Source organism: Kribbella sp. NPDC050820, assembly GCF_040653975.1.
GTDB lineage: Bacteria > Actinomycetota > Actinomycetes > Propionibacteriales > Kribbellaceae > Kribbella.
Window position 1 is genome coordinate 1 of the sequence record NZ_JBFAHB010000015.1, and the last position, 18,671, is coordinate 18,671.

An 18,671-nucleotide genomic window follows, 5' to 3' on the forward strand; every position below is an offset into this window, starting at 1 on the left:
CGACCGCTGCCAACCCTTCATCTGGACCAAAACCGCCGACGACCTACTCGACCACTGCAAACCCGGTCAAAGAACATCGTTTACGCGACACTAGGAACTGTGGTGATTCGCTGGCCCCGCTAGGGCCGGGCGGCAGCTAGCCGCGGATGGAGTTGTCGGGGTGCTCGGTTGGCGTTAGGCGGTCGCCTCCCCACCCGCAGTGTCGTCACGCTGCGTGTTCTTCTTCGCGGCGCGGCGCGCCTGATCGAGGTCGGCGCGGGTGAAGCCGCGCCGGTTGGCGTTCTTGCCGTCCGGCCCGGTGGCCCAGACCTGGGCGGTGGTGACGCCGTGCGGCTTGAGCGCGTTGGCCAGGCCGGTGGCGTCCCAGCCGCGGTAGACCTCGGGGCGCAGTTCCTCGAGCCGGTCGCAGATGACCTCGGAGTGGACCTTGTCCTCGCCCGGTGCCAGGACGGCGGCGATGTCGTCCAGCAGCGAGAACTGGTGGCCGGTGTGGGCGTCAGTGGTCTCGCCGGCCGCGTGCCCGGTGATCGTCCCGGCGGCCTCACGCAGCGCACGGGCGCGCTTGACGATCTGCTCGGCGGCGGGACCGTCGATGTAGTAGGCGCGGACAGTCTGGGGAACGTCGGCGTGACCCTTGAGGATGCCGATGCCCTTGTCCTTGGGCGTGAACACGGTCGCCCGCAGCCCGTTCTGGTAGCTGGAGGTGCCCAGGACCATGTCGTTCTCGGTCTGGCCCATCACCCGCAGGCAGTACCGGATCCCGGCGTTCGCGGAGATCCCGGTCGGCAGCGAGTCCTTGTCCGGACGCTGCGTGGCCAGGACCAGCATGATCCCCAGGGCGGGACCGCGCTTGATGATCGCCAGGCACAACTGCTCCGCCTCGGCCGCGCGGGACTTGTCCGAGAACAACTCCTGGCACTCATCAATCGCAACCACGATCGGGTACAGCCCCAGGGACCGCTTCGCCGCGATCTCCGGCGTGACCTTGTTCTCCTTGCGCAAGTCCACCGGGAGCCGCTTCAGCGCGTGCGCGCGGGACTCCAGTTCCGCGTGCACCTCGCGCAGTCCCGCCATCACCGCGTCCAGGGACTTGTCGTCGGCAGGACCGGAGTGGAACCGGTGCGACACCTGCTCCAGGGAGTCCAGGTCGCCGGTGCCCTTGAGCTCGTAGCAGTACAGCTCCACGGTCGGGTCCAGCGCGGCGGCCAGCAGGACCACCCGCAGCGCGAACGTCTTGCCGAACCGGGGCATCGCGCCGATCAGCATGTTGCCGAACATCAGCAGCAGCGTCACCATCCGGCCGCGCTGGTCGGTCGCGAACGCGAACGGCTCGAACAGCGACACCTTGCCCTTGTTCGCGAGCGGCCACGCGGCGGCCGGGGTCTTGGCCATGTCCTTGTCGCCGACCCACAGCACCAGGCGGCCCTCGTGCTGGTCGGGGTCCGGCTCGGGCCACACACACCCCAGCGGCCGGCGCAGCGCCGACGCGAGCGCGGACCGCTTCTCCATGATGTCGTAGGCGGTCACGCCATACGGCAGGTCCACGTCGGCCCGCCATCCGGGGCCGTCGCGGTGGATCGGGTTCGGGAACGTGATGCCCTTGCCGGACTTGACCGCCGCGTTCAGCAGGCTGTTGTTCATCGCGCCCAGGGCGCGGACGATCATGTCGGAGGTGAGTTCCGGGACCTTCCCGGTCACCACCGCCCGGCCGATCAGCGGCTTGTCCTCGGTCCCGCCCCGCACCCCCAGCCACGCGGCCACGGCGGTACCGAGCAGGACCGCGACCGGGACCGGAGCGGCGAACACCACCACCGCCAGTCCCGCCAGGACCGGGACCGCCAGCACCCCCGAGATCGCCAGCCGCGCCTTCTGCCGCTCGGCGGTCTTCTGCGCCAGCTTCATGTGCTCCAGCGCGTCAGCCTTGCGCACCGCCTCGGCGCGCAGCGGCCGGGTCTCGGCATCGGTCACCCAGCGGGTGTAGTCGACCATCAGCCGACCCGCACCGCGCGGCACCCGCACCGCGACCCGACCCGCATACAACGGCGTCCGGGCGGCGTGGAACTTCGCCTTGTGCTTCACCATCCCGCCCGCCCACACCACCGCCGCCTTACGAGTCGCGGCATCGGTCAGCCACAGCGGCAGCACCTCACGCCTGTCGTCCGTGCGGTCCCACGGAAACAGCCCCGGGACCGACCCCGGCACCGGGTCCACCGCCACCACCGCCGCAGCCGCCTCGCCGTCCTCATCGGAGTCCAGGTCGTAGTCGGCCGGTGCCGACTCCGACCCCGGTGGGACCTCGCGGGCGATCACGTCCTGCACGCGCGGACCGGTCCCGCCGTCGCTGCCCTGGCCGCCGGCGGCGCGGTCCTGGTCGGCGGCGGCCGGGTCGCGGTGCAGCGGGACCACCTCACCCATCACCTGCCCCGCCACCTCCCGGTCGCCGGAGTGGTCGTCGTGCTCGTCATGGTTCTTGCGGCCGATGAAGCGCATCAGGCGGCCTCTCCTTCGATCTCGTTCGTGCCGGAGGTGTCGGTGGTCGCGGCCGGTGTGATGTCGGCCGCCACCGCCTGGTCAGGTGTGGTGGCGTCGGTGGTGCTGTCGGGGGTTTCGGTCTTCCAGTCGCGCGCCCACCGTCGGCCCAGTGACGGGTCAACCTCGGCGACCCGGGCCAGCTCGCCGCCGGTCGGTTCCCGGCCCGCCGCAAGCTCGGCATCCCAGTGCGCCCGGGCCTTGTCCTTACCCGTCGTCTTGCCGGTGGTCTTGCCGCCGCGCTTGCCCGCCGGGCGCGCCGGCGCCTTGCGGGCGGGCCGCTTCCGACCCGGAGTAGTCAGAGCGGTGTCGGGCCGTTCTGTCACCTGGTCGGCGGGCGGCTGGCCCACCTCGAGTACGGCGGCCGGCTCCGGGGTGGCGGTGGGCTGCGCGAGAGGTGCTGCGGTCGGGTTGGCTTCGGCGGCGGTGCGCTCGGCGCGCAGCACGGCTTCGGTGAGCCGGTCGCGCAGCACCGGGGCGGTTTCGGCCGCGCAGAACACCAGCAGCGGCGGCACCGAGTGCAGCACGATCCCGGCCACGTCGAGCGCGGTGAACGAGTGCCAGGTGTTCATCGCGTACGTCGCGGCGAACGCGAACAGCTTCGTCCGCGACAGCCACCCGGTGGCGTCACTGACCTGGTAGCGGGCGGTGATCTGCTCGGCGCGCAGCACCGCGATCAGCACCAGCGACACCATCGGGTCCAGCAGCCACGCGGCCAGCCACGGCAGCGACCACGGGTCCGCGCCGGCGGCGGCGAACGCCTGCACGTTGACCATCGTGAACGCCAGCCCGAGCACGATCCCGACCCACATCAACACGTCCACCTGCGTGCGGATCGACTCCACCCGCAGCGCGATCACGTCCGGGTGCGTAGACAGCGCCCGCACCTGCGACGCCTGCGCGGCGGACTCACGCAACTTGTCCACCCCGGACACCTTCGCGTTGCCGGGGGCAACCAGTGCCGCGCTCATCGCGCGTCCTCCTCATCGTCGTTGTCGGTGCGGTAGCCCTGCGCGGCAATCGCCTGCTGCGCGCGGCCGAACCGCCATGCCATGTCGTTGGCCTGTGAAGCGGCCCGCGTCAGATCCAGGCCAGCCAGCTCAACGCTCGCCGCTGGGTCGCGGTCGTCGTCGTACACGTCGTGCGTGGTCAGCGACGACCTCAGGCCGGCGTCGATCTGGTCGGCCAGCTGCGACAGCGCGACACCCAGGGAGCGCAGGTTGCCGAGCAGGCTGTAAGCCAGCGGTGCCGGGATGGTGCGGTAGGTGCCGTGATTGAGGGCACGGATCGCCTCGTAGGCGGAGTCGGCGTGCTTGATCAGGCTCTCGTCGTTCATCAGGCAGCGTCCTTGAAGTCGGTGCGGTCACAGGTCTGGTTCGCGCCGTCGCGGGCCGGGAGGATCGCCATCACCGGCACCGGGGCGCAGGACTCGCAGATCGCGAACACCACGCCGGCCACGTCCATCCGCCGCCGGGTCCGCCGCAACGCGCACGCCTCGCACAGGCGGTCGGTGCCCTCGGCAACCCGCAGCACCAGATCGCGCGGTGCAGTGGCGTTGTAGCGCTTGCGGTTCATCAGCGGTCTCCAGTCAGGAAAGGTCGTCAGGCCGCGTCAGCGGTCATGTCAGTGGTGGTGGTGCGGCCGGTAGCCCAGTCGTCTTTGAGGTTGGCGGCGTGTCGCTCGGGCCGGATCTCGGACGGGTGCTTGATGAACCGGCCCGCGACGATGCCGACCACGGGCGGCTCGGTGGCCAGGAACGCCTTGCAGCGGTCGAACACCGGGCACGCGGTCCGGCACAGCTGCGCGGCGCGAAACACGTCCTCGCGGGTTACCCGGCCCACGGTCTGGTCGGCGTCCCAGGTCGCCGGGTCGGTCAGGCACGGCACCGTCACGCCCGCCTCGTACTCGGTCCGGATTGCCGCCTGAAGGTTGCGCTCGGCCCGCGCCTGCTTCTGCGTCAGAACGGCCAGCGGCAGGTCGTAGTCGTCAAGCGACCCGTACTCGTGGCGCACCACGGCCCTGGTGGTCTCGTCGTCGGCCAGCGACAGCGCGACGACCGGGACTGCCACAGTCAGCGGGTTGGGGGTGTTCATGCGGCGTCGCCTCCGGTCAGGTCGAACAGCTCGAGTTGGTCGGTGTTCTCAGCGGCGGCCAGGTCGGCGGCCTTCGTCGCGACCCGCTTGGCGCCGGCCTGGCAGGTGACGCACATCGCCACCAGGTCCACGGCGCCCGTGGTTGCCTGGAACGGCGAGGCCAGCAGATCGGCCGGGACAGCGGCGAGGCGATGTGACCGACCGTGCTCGGTCCCGCAGCGGCCGCCGGTCTTGGTGTGCGAACGCCCGCATTCGCCAGTGCACTCGCATCGCCAGCCCGCGCCGTTCATCACCAGCAACCAGGCCTCAGCGCCCAGCATCGGCGGACGGAACGGGTCGAACGCGCTGTACGTCATGCCGCGCCACCTCCTGGCCGGGCGAACTCCAGCACCCGGCCACCGGGGAGCGCGGTGGCGCGGTAGGCAGCCAGGTCGATCACCGGCGCCAGCACCACAGGCACCGCGGCCGGGGCGGTGGGGTGCTCCGCGGTCAGGTGCGCATCGGCGGCGGTCTGCGCGTCCGCCCAGCTGGTCGCGCGGCCGGTGCACGGCCACACCGCGGGCGAACACAGACACGTCCACTCCCAGCGACCCGGCGCGGCCCGCCGAACCCGGCACGGCCGGTCGATGCGCAACCCGGTCATGACGACACCGCCTGACCAGAGGGACGGTCAGCGGGCTTGATCAGCACCGACGTGGACAGCACCGCCGACAGGAACCCGCCGATCCCGACCGCCAGACCGACATGGCCGATGTGGGCCGCGACCACCACCGGGACACCGGCCACGACCGCCAGCGCGGGCAGGTACGGCAACAGCCGCTCGCCGTCCTCGGCCGCCCACACGAACCGCCACACCGTCTCCCCGATCTGCAGCGTCGCGGCCGGCAGCACCAACACCCGCACGACCGCGGACCGGTCCGCCAGGTCGATCCCGGCGACCATCGCCAGCACCAGGCCGGCGCACAGCGTGAACAGCACCGCCGACACACGAGCGGCCACCCGTGCGGTCATCACGCCACCTCCCGCGCCCGGTCGTCACCGTCGTCGCCGCGGTGACGCCACGACGGGCCCAGCACGAGGCTCGCCGCGCAGCCCTGATCGATCGCCTCGCGCAGCACCGGCGTGATGTCGGCCTGCGTCCAGCGCATCGCGTCCCACAGGTCGGCCGCCTCGTCGCGGACCACCACGATCGGGCCGGGCGTCGAACCGAACCGCTCCAGGCGGCGCTGCGACTCCAGCCACGCGGCCACGTCCAACCGGTAACGGCGCGAACCGAACCGGCCCTTGCGAACCTCCCAGCCCCGCGCCTTGTGGGAGGTGTCCGACGCGGCGTGCAGCGCGTCCATCACGCGGCCCCAGATCACCCGGGCGCTCACCGGCTACCACCGTTGAACAGCGTGTTGCCGATGTCGCCGATCACGTTCCGCGTGCCGTCCGTGAACGACTGCGACGGACGCTCCAGCGGCCCGTTGCTCGCCGCGATCGTCATGCCCAGCATCAGCGCAACCACCGCGACCAGCCCGGCAATGAAGTTCTTCCAACACATCAAGACCAGCGCCGACAACAGCACCAGCCCGAAGATCGCGAGTTCCATACCGTCTCTCCTTTCTCCACAGCGTCATCATTTACAGACTGACTCAGTACTCGAATACTGACTCAGTCAGTACTTGGTGTCAAGCCGTACCCGCCCGGTTACGCCGAGCGCCTATGTGATCCGCTCCTCGACCTGCCGCTGCCGTTAGGCTCGTAACAGCGCGCACATGACTGCACACGCGTGCGCACCGGGCGCAGACAGGAGGAGCGCGTGAGCCAGGTACTCACCGAGCCGCGGAGGACGGTCGAGGATCTCGCGACGCAGCTTGAGTTCCTGGAGGCTCATACCTGCAAGTCAACGGCCGATCCGGGCTCCAAACCATGAAAGGACGACTGCAACTCGTCTGCACATTTCCTGCACATCGGCGGGGCCGTTGAATGGATGTGCAGAGCGAGGTGTGGACCCCAGCAACCGTTCAGCTGCTTCAGGATGCCTATCGCGCCGTCATTCCGACGTTGACGGATGAGGAGTTCGCGCAGGACGTTCTGAGGATCGCACCACGCACGCTCTACAACTGGCGTAGCCGCCCGCAGACGAAGCTTCGACGGGACGTGCAGAGGGAGCTGAGTCGTGCTCTTGCCGATGCTCCAACCGCCGTAGCGACGCAATTCCGAGAGATGCGCCCGCTGCCCGGCACTACGGTGACAGCGACCGACGCCGGCCATACTCTGACCGCCTACCCATCTGGGTTGGACGCGGCCGTGACGATCCTGGAGAGCCTCACTGAGCCGTCCGCGGAGCGCGTCGCCTACCGGCCTGAAGACCTCGCCGCAACAGTGCTCGACTGGCTCACATCGGCGGTCGGACAGGCCGTCGCCACCACTGACGGACGTCGCGTTACAGCCGGCAATGTCGAGCAAGTCCGGACAATGATCTCCGCGATAGACACCATCGAGCGCCGAGCAGGCGGTGCAGAGTGCCGCGCGACGGCGCGGCGGTACCTCCACGAGGTGGCGTTGCCGATGCTTCAAGGCGAGATCGAGGCCCACGCCCGCTCGGAGCTGTTCTCCGCCGTGGCTGAGTTGTGCGAGATAGTCGGATGGATGTTCTACGATGCGGGACGCCATGGAGTGGGGCAGGCCTACTTCACTCAAGCCCTTCGGCTGGCCCGCGAGGTTGGCGATGACGCCCTGTCGGCCTACCTCATGACCAGCATCACTCACCAGGCACTGCACGTCGGACAAGCGGCTGCAGCTCTGCGTGTTGCGAAGGCTGCGCGGAACATTGCGGAGTCCGCTGGCAGTCCACAAGTGCTTGTCGAGGCAGACCTCCTGGTAGCCCGATCACACTCAGCCCTGGCTTCTGTCGGCGAAGCCACATCTGCCCTTCGCAGGGCTGAGCAATCGTACGAACGGATTCAGACTGCGGAGCCGCGTGCCTGGGTGCCGCAATGGGATGAAATCATGTTCGCGAGCCACGCAGGGACATGCTGGAACGATCTCGGTAATACGAAGGAAGCCAGGAGGCACCTCAGCCAGGTATGGGAAGGGTCGGGAGATCGGCCAAGGCGCAGAATTTACAGCGCGGCAGAACTCGGAATCGCAGCTGCCCGGGAAGGTGAACTAGAGCTTGCATGCCACTACGGCGAGGAAATCATCTCCCTTCGAGATAATATCGACTCGAATCGCGCACAACGACACCTAGAACGACTCGCCGCGAAACTCCAACCATTCAACTCCACGTACGCAGTCCGAGATTTCTTTGACCAGAGCGGTCTCACCCGGGAAGGTGTAACGAAATGATCCACCCCAGCCGCGAGGCTGACCTGGCAGCAGAAGGCGAACCGGAGAAGGAATTCAACCCGGGCATCGCGGGGAGGCTGCCAAAGAAGACGACCGCCGCGGGAGCGCTCGTTCGCAACAGCGATGGATTAATCCTTTTCCTCGAAGCTGTCTACAAACCGACCCTTGAAATCCCCGGTGGCGTTACTGAGTTCGATGAATCTCCTCTCGATGCTTGCCGTCGAGAAGCTCGGGAGGAGATCGGGATTGATATCGAAATCGGCCCGATACTGGTCGTGGACTGGATTCCCGCTCAGGGGGTTTGGTTCGACGGCATCATGTTCATCTTCGACGGCGGAGTTCTGACCGACGAACAGATCGAGCGCATCACCTTGGATGCGACTGAGGCGCGGCGCTTTCAGTTCCTGACGCTAGAGCAGGCAAGTGATCGCATGCGGCCATCAATGGTGCGGCGTATCGCTCGCGCCGAGGAAGCCCTCCGTAGAGGGTTCCCGAGCTATGCGGAATTCGGCCGGATGGTGACAAGCGGACCCACCGAAATGGTTCCATCCGAAAGGCACGGATTCCCGGGTGCGTGAGTCTCCATGGCGGCAGGTTCGTGAGTTCCACGAGAGGTTCGGCCTGGCGCACCCCGATCGACCAACCCAACTGGCGAGCGACTTAGCAGAGGCACGGCAAAGGATTCTCGATGAGGAAGTCCATGAGCTTGCTGAAGCCGCTCGGGGAGGGCGGTTAGATGAAATCGCACACGAACTGGCTGACGTTGTTTACGCGGCCTATGGAACGGCGATCAGTTACGGGATCGACCTTGATGCTGTCTTGGCAGTGATCCACCAAGCGAACATGACGAAGCTTGGAGCCGATGGGCGGCCAGTGGAGCACGACGGAAAGGTGCAGAAGGGCGACAGGTATCGCCCACCTGATGTCGCCAGCGTGCTTCACCGTCAAGTTTCGGCATCGGGCACCTGACCTCGACGTTCCCGGCGGGAACCGGCCGCACCAGGTTTGCGTGCTTAATCCGAACGGCGCCCGTCACCCAACAACGCCTAATCGTCAGCAGTTGGCCGTCCGCCGACGCCGGGCCGGGGGCGCGCCTCGTGCCACTCGATGATGCGACTGGGCTTCCAGACGTGCGTGCGCCCGATCGTCGCGTCCGGTGCTGGCATCTGCTCCCGCTGGCGATATGAGCTAACCGTGCCGAGGCGCACGCCCAGGTAGGCGGCGACGTCGCTTGTTGTCCACCACTCGGCAGCGGGATCAGGTACGGATTCGGTCACCCGGCCATTCTGTCGGACGTGAACCCATTGACACGAGCATGGTGAGCCGCACCCGGACTGGACGCGGTGTCGGGGACAGCACGGAGACACCATCTACTGTCCCCGCTGTCCCCCTGTCCCCCTCGGCGCTCTGACCTGCGGTTTTACCCCCGATTCAGGGGGACAGTCCCTCAACCTGCCTGTCCCCGCTGTCCCCGGTGCTCTCCCTGTTCGGGCTACGAGCCCCACTCGTCGCGCCAGTCTGGATGGTTGCGCCACGCGGTGGAGAGTTCCTGGATGGTCCTGCGGATCTCGGGCGGGGCGGACGGACTGGCGTCCCTCATCTCGTCGTACCGGGCGAGGATCAAGCGGATCGCTGCACAGAGTCGGCGGATGTCGAGCGCGTACCGCACCATGGCCGGCCCGAGGGGCTGATTGCGATACTCGGCGGCCTCTGTGGCCGCCTGGGTCTCCCACTCACGGACTCGTGCGCAGACGAACTCGAGTAGCGCATCACCGCGGGGATCAGGCAGGGGCGGCCGGGGCTTCGGAAAGGTCTGCTCCGTCCACGGCTTCGCCTGCCCGAGCACCCGCCGAGTGTCGCCGATCCCCTTACTCGTCATCCCTGTATTTGAACAGATGTTCCCTTAAGCCCCGAATTGAGATTTCGGTGGGTGACCTGGGCGGTTGCGTCGTGGACGCTGTCCGCGACGTAGAAGGTCTACAACCAGACTCGACGTCGCTCGGGGCGTTAGTGGGTTTCGACGTGCGCAAGCAACAGTTCGGCCGCGTCTAGGAAACCCGACCCCTCACCCGACCAATCGTCATCGAGGCAGACCACGGTGACTGTTGAACCATCCTGCGCCGGAACGAAGTGAGCACGAGCTCCCCGAGCCTCGATCGCGTCGTAGGGGATGGACGTCTTCGATCCGTTCGGCAGCCGCACCAGCGCGCGGCCGTTCCTGTCCTCAATGAACGTCGCGACGACACGACACAGTTGCCCAGGGTTCACGCCGCGACTCTCTCACGGTGCCGTGGCCGTGCTCGACCATGGGCAGTTCGTGCTTCGCCGGCATCGGCATGAGCGGCGACGCTGCGTCGCACTGACTGCGGCAGATGAAGACTTTCCTTAGTCGCCCTCGAAAGTGATCGAGCCACCCCACCCAGGGCGGCCCAAGCGGATCGCCACGTAGTCGGAGACCGCTTGGACGGTCTGCACCGCCAGTGGATCGTTGAGTCGGTCAGCCACGAATGCAAGTTCGTCAAGCAGCGATTCGCAGCGTGGGCGGTTCAACTGCTCTGCTTCGGGTCCGCCGAGCATGGGCAGCGTGTGAAGGTCATAGGCCGCAGCGACGCCAGTTAGGCGATAGAACAGGCGTCCGGACAACCACAGCGAGTCCGGCTCATCTGGACTCGACTCGAAGATGCCGACCGTCTCGTCGTCATCCTCGTACGTGGCCGCGTCCAGGCGGTCGGCATATCGGTCCGGGGTCACTGCAGCATCTTGCCAGGGACAGGCTGCCAAACGCCCTGGATTCGGCACGTTGGCGCGATTGGAGCGCGGCATAATCGGGCACCCACGGGCTAGTCTCCGAGGATGCCGACGATGGACGAGTGGCGCCGGGCCACGACCTTTTGGCCCCCTGAGCAGATACCTGATCAGCTTCGGCCGCTGATCTCCCACGCCGCGCACCCGCCGCTCGGCGTCTACGTGGGGGGGTTGGTTCGATCTCGTCGCCGTCTGCCACCAGCGATCGATCGAGGCCTTTCCGGACTACGTGATCGGCGCGATCAAGCAGAAGTTCGGACGCCTCGCATTCCAGGCCTCTCCGCGTCCTTGGCAGGGGCCCGGCACGTGGACTGCCGACGACCTTGAGCTACTAGATGAATTGATCGAGCCGCTCGAGGAGCGGAGTGAAGACGTTTGCGAGCGATGCGGCGCCCCTGGGCGGCTGCGCGAGTCGCGTCCGGTGATCCTCACGCTATGCGACCGGTGCGACGCTGAGGTGCTCAAGCCATGAAACCCGAGAGGCACTGATCTCGGCAGTTCCGAGCTTTGCACTGTCCGCGGCATGTTCGGACGTTGCCAGGCTGGCCTGAGAGGATCCGACTTGTGCTCGGCGAACGGCAGGATCTGCCGCGCCGGGCGCGTGATGCTTGAGCCATTAGTGCATGGTGATCGTGGCATTCGGTGAGCTGGAGGGGAACAACGTGGGGTCAAGCGACGGGCTGACGGGTCAGCTGTCGGCGGCCGACGAGGCGACGCGGTTGAGGTCGGCGCGTGGGTTTCGGGTGGAGTTGGATTATCTGCTGCCGGAGGGTGCTGCCGAGGTGGGGCCGCGGGTGGTGGACTGGTTCACGTCGGCGGTGGAGCGGCTGGCGGGCGGGTTTCTGGCCGAGCTGCCGGCGACAGGTTTGCCGTCGAAGGGGTTGCGTGACCCGGCGGGTGGGCCGTTTGGGCCGGTTGGTTCGCGGTGGTGTTCGTTGTTGGTGATCGGGCAGGGTGAGCGGCGGTTGTCGAAGTCGCTGCGCGCCTGGTCGCCGAAGAACTGGGAGCGGTTCTTGGTGCAGGCGGCGGATGTGTCGGTTGAGATGTCGGCGAAGTTCTCGACCTTGAACAGGTTCGGTCATGCCGGCGTTCCGAGTCTGACGATTTCGGCCTACCGGCCACGTCCACCCGAAGCGCGGCAGTGGCTGCGGCTGGACGCTACCTACGTCGTGGGCAGGTTGGGCGAGACCGCCCCGATCCCGGACGAGGTGCCGGAGGCGTGGCGGCAGTTCCTGCTGACGCAGGCTGAGCGCTGGCCGGCGGTGTTCGGATTCCTCGCCGATGACACGATCCCTGCCGGGACCCGCACGCCGCTCGAGGCCATGAGAGCGACTTTCCCGGACGATACGCTGCCGCTGTCGGACTCCGAGGTCCGGGGCTATTCGTGGGTGACGGTCACGTCGGGCGGTGTTCTGCAGCGGTTGGGTGGTATCGAGGCGGTCCGCAAGGGTGGCGCGTTTGCCAGTGCGGTTGAGTTGCCGTCGGGCGGGGCGGTGTTGCAGGCGACGCCGCGACTGTCGCAGTACGAGGGTGACGCGGTCCGCAAGGTGTTCGAGGCGTTGGCGCCGGTGCTACCCGCAGACGCGCCGTGGCCCGACGACTTCAACCGGTTCAAGCTGATCTACGAGGCGCCGCGCAGGTAGTGCGGCTAGTACATCCGCAACTCGGCATGACCGCGCATCACTCTCAGCGGCAGATGCGTGCGCGCTCGGCGTCCACGTGGCACTGTTGAGCGATGTCGTTCGATGTCTTCTTCCAACGGTTCCGAGACGGAGACGCGGAGCCCGGTGGCGGCGACCGAGTGCGTCAGATGCTCAAACCTTTCGTCGTGCGCGCGGAGGACCCTGAGCATCCCTTCATGCTCGTGGAATATGGCGACGGCTCGGCAGTCGTCTACCTCAACGCCGACGGCATGATGGCCAACCACATCACCGGACGGGACCCGTGGGACCTCCTCGTTGAAGGGGCCCGCGCAGCCGGGTGGGTGATCATGCCCGTTGGCTGTCCGACGTGCCTCACCGACGAGGTCCAGCGCATCCACTTGCCAGAAGGCCTCAGCGAGGACGTGGCAATGGTCGCCACCGGAGAGGAAGTACTCCGCGTCATCCAATCGGGCTGACCGTTCGGACAGGCCAGTGCCCTGACAGCGGCTACTTGTTGACGGACGTTCGTGCGGCTGATCTCAGGGCCGCTCTGCGAACCAGCGGAGTTCCGCCGGCGCGAGCGTTTCGATCAGCTGGCCGTCGCGGATGGTCCACGACGTCGACTGTTGCCGTTCGTAACTCAAGAGGAAGAACCCGGCCGGCATGTCCAGGTCCTCATCCACTGGAGCCAGTCGCGCGAGCTCGGCAACCAGGTCACGGAACGAGGCCACTGCTGATTCCCGTATGTCGCCGCCGTAGAACACGTACAGCGTCCAATTGAACGGCTTGACGGGAAACGCCCAACCTCCCGCATAGCCATCCCGGCCGTACGCGGCCACGGTCTGCTCGACCTGCTCTCGCTGCTTGTGGTCGACCTCAAGCCATCCACGAACGGCGACATACATCCCCATGGGCGCAATATAGGGGCCCGCTCCCCAGACTTCCTGATCGGCTCACTTCATGGACCGCGGCAGTACAGGTCAGCGCGCCGACGGCGAGCGATCACGGAGATATGCCAAGTACTCGGTCTCGGAGGCACTTACCGTGTCCTGCGGAATGTCGGAAGTGCGCGCGAAGACCTCTGCCGGCAGTTCGTGCCACTCGGCGAGTTCTGCCAGAGCGTGGAGTTGTGCTTCTCGAGCGACTGGATCAGTCTCGCCCACCCGAATGGCCGCCAGCAGATGCGCCAGGACGGCCATATGACCGGAATCAAGCGCCCGGATGACGTCAGTGACCTCGTCTGCAGATCGCGCACGCACTCCGGCATCCGCTGCAACCAGCCCGCGAGCGATGGCCATCGCGATCGCGTCCATGGTCACGGGGACATCATGACCGAGACCGGCGACCTGAGCGAACTCAATTCGGCAGATCCGTGCGTTGCTCCGACACCTGGACAGACTTATGGCCTGTCGCACATCAGTTGGTGAGGTCGCTGTGCGCGGATCTCATCGGCTTGCTGGTTGATGTGTACGACCGCACGTCTGCGCCGACCCGGCCACGGCACTCAGATGCGTCCAGGAACCCTCCGAAGCGTCGACAACACCCCAGATAACGACCCGCTGCGACCGCGGCTACACACAGCGGATCCTTCGTGGACTACGTGGAAGACATCGTTACGAAGGCTTAAGGGAACATATGTTCGATGGAGAGGATAGAAGGTGAGCGGCCCTCCAGTGGGCATCTGGACCTGTCCCCGCTGTCCCTGCTGTCCCCGCAATGCTCTGACCTGCGGTTTGCCGCCTATCGGCGGGGGCAGGCCGTGAACCCAACTGTCCCCACTGTCCCCGGAGGGGCAGTGAGCGAAGCCACTGACACCCACCGCTTGACCCTGTACGAACTTTCGTACATTGTAGGTTGTACGAAAGTTCGTACAGCAAGGATCGGAGCAGCAATGAGCGACAAGCACACCTCGAAGAACACCGCGAGGGCTGGCCGGCGCGGCGGGATCGGCAAGATCACCGGCACGGTCGGGCGGCGGATCGACAACCCGACCGGTCCACTCAACCTCGGCACCGGCAAGCAGATCAACGTTCAGCCCGGCAAGAAGTAGCCAGCCATCTCACCGGAAACGGAAGGCGTACAACAACCATGCGTGACTACCCCGGCGTCAACCCCTTTGAACGCTCGATGCTTCGCGAGTACTACGACAGCATCGAGTACGGCCTCGACGCTCTCCGGGCCCGCCGATGGGCACTCGACGGCAGCAAGGACAGCAAGACCCTCGCCGACCTGCACGCCTGCATCAACGACATCAGCACCCGACTGCTCCCGCGGCTCGAAGGACTCCAGGACGCACTGATCCGCGCCCACCAGGCCGCCGGCGGCAGCGTCTCCCACCTCGCCAACTCGCTCGACAAACCCCGCTCGACTGCCCAGTACCGGCGCGAGCTCGTTCTCAACAGCGAGCCCTCGATGTGGGAGGTGTGGGCCAACGGCGACCTCGAGGAAGGCCAGGAATATCTCGAACCACTCCGTGCCGACCCCAAGCGCTCCAACGGCTACATCAGCGGCAAGCCCTACCGTCAGCCGCTGGACTAACCACCGCGCAGAGCGGGGCCGACAGAAGTGCGGTCACACTCCCGTCGGCCCCTGTACCTCCAGCGATCCCCGAAGCCCTAGCACGGAACCGGAGACCACCTCATGCAAGCTAGCACCTTCGCCGCCTACGCCGTCGCTCTGCTGGTCGCCCATCACGTCGCCGACTACTGGGTCCAAACCCACCACCAGGCAATGACCAAGGGCAGTCGCACCCGAGAGGGCGCGAAGGCGTGCCTCGGGCATGTCCTGAGCTACACCGCAGTCACCGCGGCCTTCGGTGCAGTCGTGTGGGCCAGCTTCGGACTCGCCATCACCCCGGCAGGATCCTCATCGGACAAGGGGTCAGCGCCGTCACCCACTACTGGGCAGACCGCCGCTGGACGCTCGCGTGGCTGGCCAGCAAGCTCGGCAAAACCGGCTACTACGACAACGGAGGCGCACCCGCCCTCGACCAGTCCTGGCACTGGCTATGGATCGGAGTCGCGGCCTACTCGACCGCGATGATCTGACCCCCCGTATGTTCCAGCCCTCACGAGCCGAGTCACGAGAGCTGGAACATACGGGGGAGCGCTGCACGCATTCTGCACGATCAACCGAAAAGGACCGCCCAGAACCGCACGTAACCGGACGCAGCCGGATAGGCCGCGGCGGAGATGCGTGGATGCGTTTCCGCAGGTCAGCTGCCGATTCGGCCACACGGTAAGCGGAGGGTGTGGGATTCGAACCCACGATGACGGTCACCCGCCATACCGGTTTTCAAGACCAGCGCACTCGGCCGCTATGCGAACCCTCCAGGCGACGTGTCGCCGAGCGTTGAGGATAGCGCGGGGGTCGGGGGCGCGGCCAACGGGCGTGCGGGGGCGGGGAGCGGACTGTAGCCTCTGCGGAGAGGCGGACGGGCCGCCTGGTTGTGCGGACGGAGGTGAGGGCAATGTCTCGGCTGTTCGAGGACATGGCACGCACCGTCCGGTCGGCTCGCTGATCAGCGACTGACCGGATCACCCGCCGGCGCCGGAGCGGCGCCGGTTGTCAGGCTGTTCCGTCATGCCCTCTGGAGATCTGGATGCGATCCCTCCGTACTGCTCTGCTGCCCTCGGAGCTCGGCCGCGACTTCGGCAAGATCTGGCCGGCCTCGATCATCTCGAACCTCGGCGACGGCGCGATGCTCGCCGCCGGGCCGCTGCTCGTCGCCTCGATCACGCGCGAGCCCGCCGCGGTCGGCGCGGCCGCGTTCATCCAGCAACTGCCGTGGTTGCTGTTCGCCTTGTTCAGCGGGGCGCTCGTCGACCGGCTCGACCGCCGGTTGATGATCGTTGCCGCCGACATCTTTCGCGCGACCGTCCTCGCCGGACTGGGCGCCGCCGTACTGCTGGACACTTCACCTCTGTGGGCGATCTACGTCGCGCTGTTCCTGCTCGGTACGGCGGAGACGCTCGCCGACAACGCATCGGGTGCGCTGCTGGTGAGCGCCGTACCCAAGGAGCACCTGGGTAAGGCGAACGCCCGGTTGTTCGCCACTGGCACGCTGGTGCAGCTGCTCGGCGGGCCGCCGCTCGGCGCGTTGCTGTTCGCGGTCGGCGCGGGCGTACCGCTGGTGTTCAACGCCGTCACGTTCGCCGCCGCAGCTGCACTCATCGCGCGGGTCGCCATACGTCCGCCGCTTCCAGAGAGGCCTGGTACGGCGCTCTGGAGCGAAGTGCGGGACGGGGTCCGCTGGCTGTGGGCGCACGCGGGCGTGCGGACGCTGGCATGTTCGATCCTGGTCATGAACATCACGTTCTGTGCGGCCTTCGCGACCTGGGTGCTGTTCGCGCGGGAGCGGCTCGGGCTGACTGAGACGCAGTTCGGGCTGCTGGTGTCGGTCGGTGCGGTCGGTGGCCTGCTTGGCATGCCGGTGTACCACCTGCTCGAGCCACGGGTCGGCTCGCTGACTCTGCTGCGGGCCGGTCTGGTCATCGAGACGACAGTGCACCTCATCCTCGCGCTGACACGGAGTCCGTGGGTCGCCGGCGCGACTATGGCGGTGTTCGGCGTCCATGCGGTGGTGTGGGGCATCGTGTCGACCACAGCGCGGCAGCTTGCAACACCAGAGCCGCTGATGGGGCGGGTGAACAGCGTGTACCTGCTGGCCTCTGTCGGCGGCGCGGCGATCGGCTCGGCGCTGGGCGGCGTACTGGCGCAGAACTTCGGACTGGCCGCGCCGTTCGCCGGTGCGTTCGTTGGCATGGTGCTGATGACAGTGGTCGCGTGGCGGCCGCTCAGGCACGTCTCGGTACGGCGGACGCCCGCCGCGGACCCGGTGGCCGACTGAAAAGGGCTGGAGGCTCTCGGCCGGGACTTGCTACTGTCTTTGGCCGAAGAGCCCCAACTGTAGTCAGGGGAACACCCCTGGTGGAGTGGTCTCGTAGCTGAGCTGCGAGTGGGCCGAGTCGATGCGATCGGAGCACTCTGTCATGCCTACAGCCACGTCCCTCGGCCTGCCGAACGTCCGCGGCCGCTTACCGCTGCTCGCCGGCCTGGCGATCGACTCCTTCGGTGGCGGCTGCGCCGGTCCGCTGCTGCTGCTCTACTTCGTGCGGGTCGCAGAGATCCCACTGGGTACGGCGGGCATCCTGCTGACCGTGGCGACGCTCTTCTCGATCGCTGCACCGGCCGGTGTAGGTGTGGTGATCGACCGTGTCGGGCCGCGGGCCCTGGTGGTCGGGTCGCAGTTCGCGCAGGGCCTGGCGTTCACCGGGTTCTTCTTCGGGCGGTCGCTGTGGCTGCTGTTCCTGTGCGCGCTTTTGACCACGTTCGGTCAGCGGGTGTTCTGGTCGTCGATCTTCAGCCTGCTGTCGGACGTCGCCGACGAGGGCGACCGTGACAGGTGGTTCGGTCTGGGCGGCATGATGCAGGCGGGTGGCTTCGGCCTCGGCGCACTGGCTGCTGGTGCACTGCTGGCCGTCGGTGGGGACACACCGTTCCTCATTGCGATGGCGCTGAACGCGGTGACCTTCTTCCTGGCCGGGCTGCTCCTGCTGCGGCTGCATCCGTCGCACCACACGCGTCAGGTGCAGGACAACACCGGGCCGGCACCGCTGCTGCGCAAGGACAAGCCGTTCCTGGTGCTGATCGGCGCCAACACTGTCCTGGCGCTCTGCACCATGCTGATGGGCGTTGCGCTGCCGGTGTACGTGTCTGAGGCGCTGCCCGCGCCGAAGTGGCTGGTCGGCGTGTTGCTGGCGGCGGTTTCCGTCGTACTGGCGACTGGACAGACGCTGGTGGTGCGGCACACCGAGAGCCGTCGTCGTACCAACGTGCTGATCGTCGCCGGGGTGACGTGGGCTGTGTGGGGCGTGCTGATGGCGTCGCTGCTGCACATCCCGACCGCACTGGTGGTACCCGGTCTAATCCTGGCCACGGCGGTGTTTGCGTTTGCCGACGTACTGCATGCGGCGACCTCGAACGCGCTGGCCGCGGCGGTGGCGCCGGTGGTGGGGCATGGGAAGTACTTGTCCTACTGGCAGTACTCGTTCACCTTTGCGTCCGTGCTGGCGCCGGCCTTCTTCGCGCAGCTCTTCGAGGTCCGTCACGAGTTCCCGTGGCTGGCCCTCTCGGGGCTGGCGTTGCTGGCCGCGGCCACGATCCTGGTCCTCGATCGGACACTGCCGCACTCCACCACGCAGCGCCGCTGAACCCAGGCGGTTGACGGGTCAGCGGCGCACCCGCGGGCGTGCCTGTGAGTGAC

General features: G+C 67.2%; 26 protein-coding genes and 1 tRNA gene. 10 read left to right on the top strand and 17 right to left on the bottom strand.

Translation table 11 applies throughout. From position 1 onward, the window contains the following. Window positions 1–174: 174 nt before the first annotated feature. Genes AB0H36_RS15765 through AB0H36_RS15810 form a run of 10 tightly spaced genes read right to left on the bottom strand, consistent with a single transcriptional unit; the run spans window position 175 to window position 6,216 of the window. Complete coding sequence (locus tag AB0H36_RS15765; protein WP_360522541.1) at window positions 175–2,490, bottom strand: FtsK/SpoIIIE domain-containing protein; 2,316 nt, start codon at window positions 2,488–2,490, stop codon at window positions 175–177. Next, window positions 2,490–3,500, bottom strand: coding sequence for a hypothetical protein (locus AB0H36_RS15770; protein WP_360522544.1), 1,011 nt, complete (start codon window positions 3,498–3,500; stop codon window positions 2,490–2,492). The genes AB0H36_RS15765 and AB0H36_RS15770 overlap by 1 nt, the downstream gene beginning before the upstream one ends. After that, entirely contained in the window at window positions 3,497–3,865 is a 369-nt protein-coding gene (locus tag AB0H36_RS15775; RefSeq protein ID WP_360522547.1) for a hypothetical protein, read from the bottom strand. The genes AB0H36_RS15770 and AB0H36_RS15775 overlap by 4 nt, the downstream gene beginning before the upstream one ends. Further along, window positions 3,865–4,104 carry a hypothetical protein gene (locus tag AB0H36_RS15780; RefSeq protein WP_360522550.1) on the bottom strand — a complete coding sequence of 80 codons (240 nt, stop codon included), beginning with the start codon at window positions 4,102–4,104 and terminating at the stop codon, window positions 3,865–3,867. The genes AB0H36_RS15775 and AB0H36_RS15780 overlap by 1 nt, the downstream gene beginning before the upstream one ends. 26 nt (window positions 4,105–4,130) lie before the next feature. Continuing rightward, entirely contained in the window at window positions 4,131–4,622 is a 492-nt protein-coding gene (locus AB0H36_RS15785) for a hypothetical protein (protein ID WP_360522553.1), read from the bottom strand. Continuing rightward, window positions 4,619–4,978: a hypothetical protein gene (locus AB0H36_RS15790; protein WP_360522556.1), complete on the bottom strand. Its 360-nt coding sequence runs from the start codon at window positions 4,976–4,978 to the stop codon at window positions 4,619–4,621. Before AB0H36_RS15790 ends, AB0H36_RS15785 begins: the two co-directional genes overlap by 4 nt. Next, window positions 4,975–5,265, bottom strand: a complete 291-nt coding sequence (locus AB0H36_RS15795) for a hypothetical protein (protein WP_360522559.1) — start codon at window positions 5,263–5,265, stop codon at window positions 4,975–4,977. The genes AB0H36_RS15790 and AB0H36_RS15795 overlap by 4 nt, the downstream gene beginning before the upstream one ends. Beyond that, complete coding sequence (locus AB0H36_RS15800; RefSeq protein ID WP_360522562.1) at window positions 5,262–5,633, bottom strand: hypothetical protein; 372 nt, start codon at window positions 5,631–5,633, stop codon at window positions 5,262–5,264. Before AB0H36_RS15800 ends, AB0H36_RS15795 begins: the two co-directional genes overlap by 4 nt. Next, window positions 5,633–5,998, bottom strand: coding sequence for a hypothetical protein (locus AB0H36_RS15805; RefSeq protein WP_360522565.1), 366 nt, complete (start codon window positions 5,996–5,998; stop codon window positions 5,633–5,635). The genes AB0H36_RS15800 and AB0H36_RS15805 overlap by 1 nt, the downstream gene beginning before the upstream one ends. Beyond that, window positions 5,995–6,216 (bottom strand): hypothetical protein, encoded by a 222-nt coding sequence (locus AB0H36_RS15810; protein ID WP_360522568.1) that lies wholly within the window; start codon window positions 6,214–6,216, stop codon window positions 5,995–5,997. Before AB0H36_RS15810 ends, AB0H36_RS15805 begins: the two co-directional genes overlap by 4 nt. Before the next feature lie 377 nt (window positions 6,217–6,593). Between AB0H36_RS15810 and AB0H36_RS15815 the strand changes: the two genes are divergently transcribed. Genes AB0H36_RS15815 through AB0H36_RS15825 form a run of 3 tightly spaced genes read left to right on the top strand, consistent with a single transcriptional unit; the run spans window position 6,594 to window position 8,927 of the window. Continuing rightward, window positions 6,594–7,958, top strand: coding sequence for a hypothetical protein (locus AB0H36_RS15815; protein WP_360522571.1), 1,365 nt, complete (start codon window positions 6,594–6,596; stop codon window positions 7,956–7,958). Next, entirely contained in the window at window positions 7,955–8,536 is a 582-nt protein-coding gene (locus tag AB0H36_RS15820; RefSeq protein WP_360522574.1) for an NUDIX hydrolase, read from the top strand. Before AB0H36_RS15815 ends, AB0H36_RS15820 begins: the two co-directional genes overlap by 4 nt. After that, window positions 8,529–8,927 (top strand): MazG nucleotide pyrophosphohydrolase domain-containing protein, encoded by a 399-nt coding sequence (locus AB0H36_RS15825; RefSeq protein WP_360522577.1) that lies wholly within the window; start codon window positions 8,529–8,531, stop codon window positions 8,925–8,927. Before AB0H36_RS15820 ends, AB0H36_RS15825 begins: the two co-directional genes overlap by 8 nt. 77 nt (window positions 8,928–9,004) lie before the next feature. On the opposite strand, the gene AB0H36_RS15830 is transcribed toward AB0H36_RS15825, so the two are convergent. The 4 genes from AB0H36_RS15830 to AB0H36_RS15845 form a co-directional block, all read right to left on the bottom strand. Continuing rightward, on the bottom strand, window positions 9,005–9,235 hold the full coding sequence (locus AB0H36_RS15830; RefSeq protein ID WP_360522580.1) for a helix-turn-helix domain-containing protein: 231 nt from the start codon (window positions 9,233–9,235) through the stop codon (window positions 9,005–9,007). Between the two features lie 215 nt (window positions 9,236–9,450). Continuing rightward, entirely contained in the window at window positions 9,451–9,837 is a 387-nt protein-coding gene (locus AB0H36_RS15835) for a hypothetical protein (protein ID WP_360522583.1), read from the bottom strand. Window positions 9,838–9,965: 128 nt separating this feature from the next. Continuing rightward, window positions 9,966–10,226, bottom strand: coding sequence for a hypothetical protein (locus AB0H36_RS15840; RefSeq protein ID WP_360522586.1), 261 nt, complete (start codon window positions 10,224–10,226; stop codon window positions 9,966–9,968). Between the two features lie 117 nt (window positions 10,227–10,343). Next, a complete protein-coding gene (locus AB0H36_RS15845) occupies window positions 10,344–10,781 on the bottom strand; it encodes a hypothetical protein (protein ID WP_360522589.1) in 438 nt (145 codons plus the stop codon). Between the two features lie 605 nt (window positions 10,782–11,386). On the opposite strand from AB0H36_RS15845, the gene AB0H36_RS15850 reads away from it, so the two are divergent. Together AB0H36_RS15850 and AB0H36_RS15855 are read left to right on the top strand one after the other, a co-directional pair. Further along, entirely contained in the window at window positions 11,387–12,406 is a 1,020-nt protein-coding gene (locus AB0H36_RS15850) for a hypothetical protein (protein WP_360522592.1), read from the top strand. A gap of 92 nt (window positions 12,407–12,498) precedes the next feature. Next, window positions 12,499–12,882: a hypothetical protein gene (locus AB0H36_RS15855; protein ID WP_360522595.1), complete on the top strand. Its 384-nt coding sequence runs from the start codon at window positions 12,499–12,501 to the stop codon at window positions 12,880–12,882. 63 nt (window positions 12,883–12,945) lie between these two features. On the opposite strand, the gene AB0H36_RS15860 is transcribed toward AB0H36_RS15855, so the two are convergent. Next, window positions 12,946–13,317 (bottom strand): hypothetical protein, encoded by a 372-nt coding sequence (locus AB0H36_RS15860; RefSeq protein ID WP_360522598.1) that lies wholly within the window; start codon window positions 13,315–13,317, stop codon window positions 12,946–12,948. A 69-nt stretch (window positions 13,318–13,386) separates the two neighbouring features. Continuing rightward, window positions 13,387–13,725: a hypothetical protein gene (locus AB0H36_RS15865; protein ID WP_360522601.1), complete on the bottom strand. Its 339-nt coding sequence runs from the start codon at window positions 13,723–13,725 to the stop codon at window positions 13,387–13,389. 572 nt (window positions 13,726–14,297) lie between these two features. Here AB0H36_RS15865 and AB0H36_RS15870 point away from each other — a divergent pair. The 3 genes from AB0H36_RS15870 to AB0H36_RS15880 all read left to right on the top strand — a co-directional run bounded on the left by AB0H36_RS15870 (window position 14,298) and on the right by AB0H36_RS15880 (window position 15,453). Continuing rightward, the gene (locus AB0H36_RS15870) at window positions 14,298–14,456 is read left to right on the top strand and encodes a hypothetical protein (protein ID WP_360522604.1); all 159 of its coding nucleotides are present in this window, start codon (window positions 14,298–14,300) and stop codon (window positions 14,454–14,456) included. A 38-nt stretch (window positions 14,457–14,494) separates the two neighbouring features. Beyond that, on the top strand, window positions 14,495–14,944 hold the full coding sequence (locus AB0H36_RS15875) for a hypothetical protein (protein ID WP_360522607.1): 450 nt from the start codon (window positions 14,495–14,497) through the stop codon (window positions 14,942–14,944). 287 nt (window positions 14,945–15,231) lie between these two features. Further along, window positions 15,232–15,453: a hypothetical protein gene (locus AB0H36_RS15880; protein ID WP_360522609.1), complete on the top strand. Its 222-nt coding sequence runs from the start codon at window positions 15,232–15,234 to the stop codon at window positions 15,451–15,453. A gap of 195 nt (window positions 15,454–15,648) precedes the next feature. Here the strand turns inward: AB0H36_RS15880 and AB0H36_RS15885 are convergent. After that, a tRNA-Ser gene (locus AB0H36_RS15885) sits at window positions 15,649–15,737 on the bottom strand. A 270-nt stretch (window positions 15,738–16,007) separates the two neighbouring features. On the opposite strand from AB0H36_RS15885, the gene AB0H36_RS15890 reads away from it, so the two are divergent. Both AB0H36_RS15890 and AB0H36_RS15895 read left to right on the top strand, forming a co-directional pair. Further along, a complete protein-coding gene (locus AB0H36_RS15890) occupies window positions 16,008–17,255 on the top strand; it encodes an MFS transporter (protein WP_360522612.1) in 1,248 nt (415 codons plus the stop codon). 142 nt (window positions 17,256–17,397) lie between these two features. Next, entirely contained in the window at window positions 17,398–18,618 is a 1,221-nt protein-coding gene (locus AB0H36_RS15895; RefSeq protein ID WP_360522615.1) for an MFS transporter, read from the top strand. The last annotated feature ends 53 nt before the right edge of the window (window positions 18,619–18,671 follow it).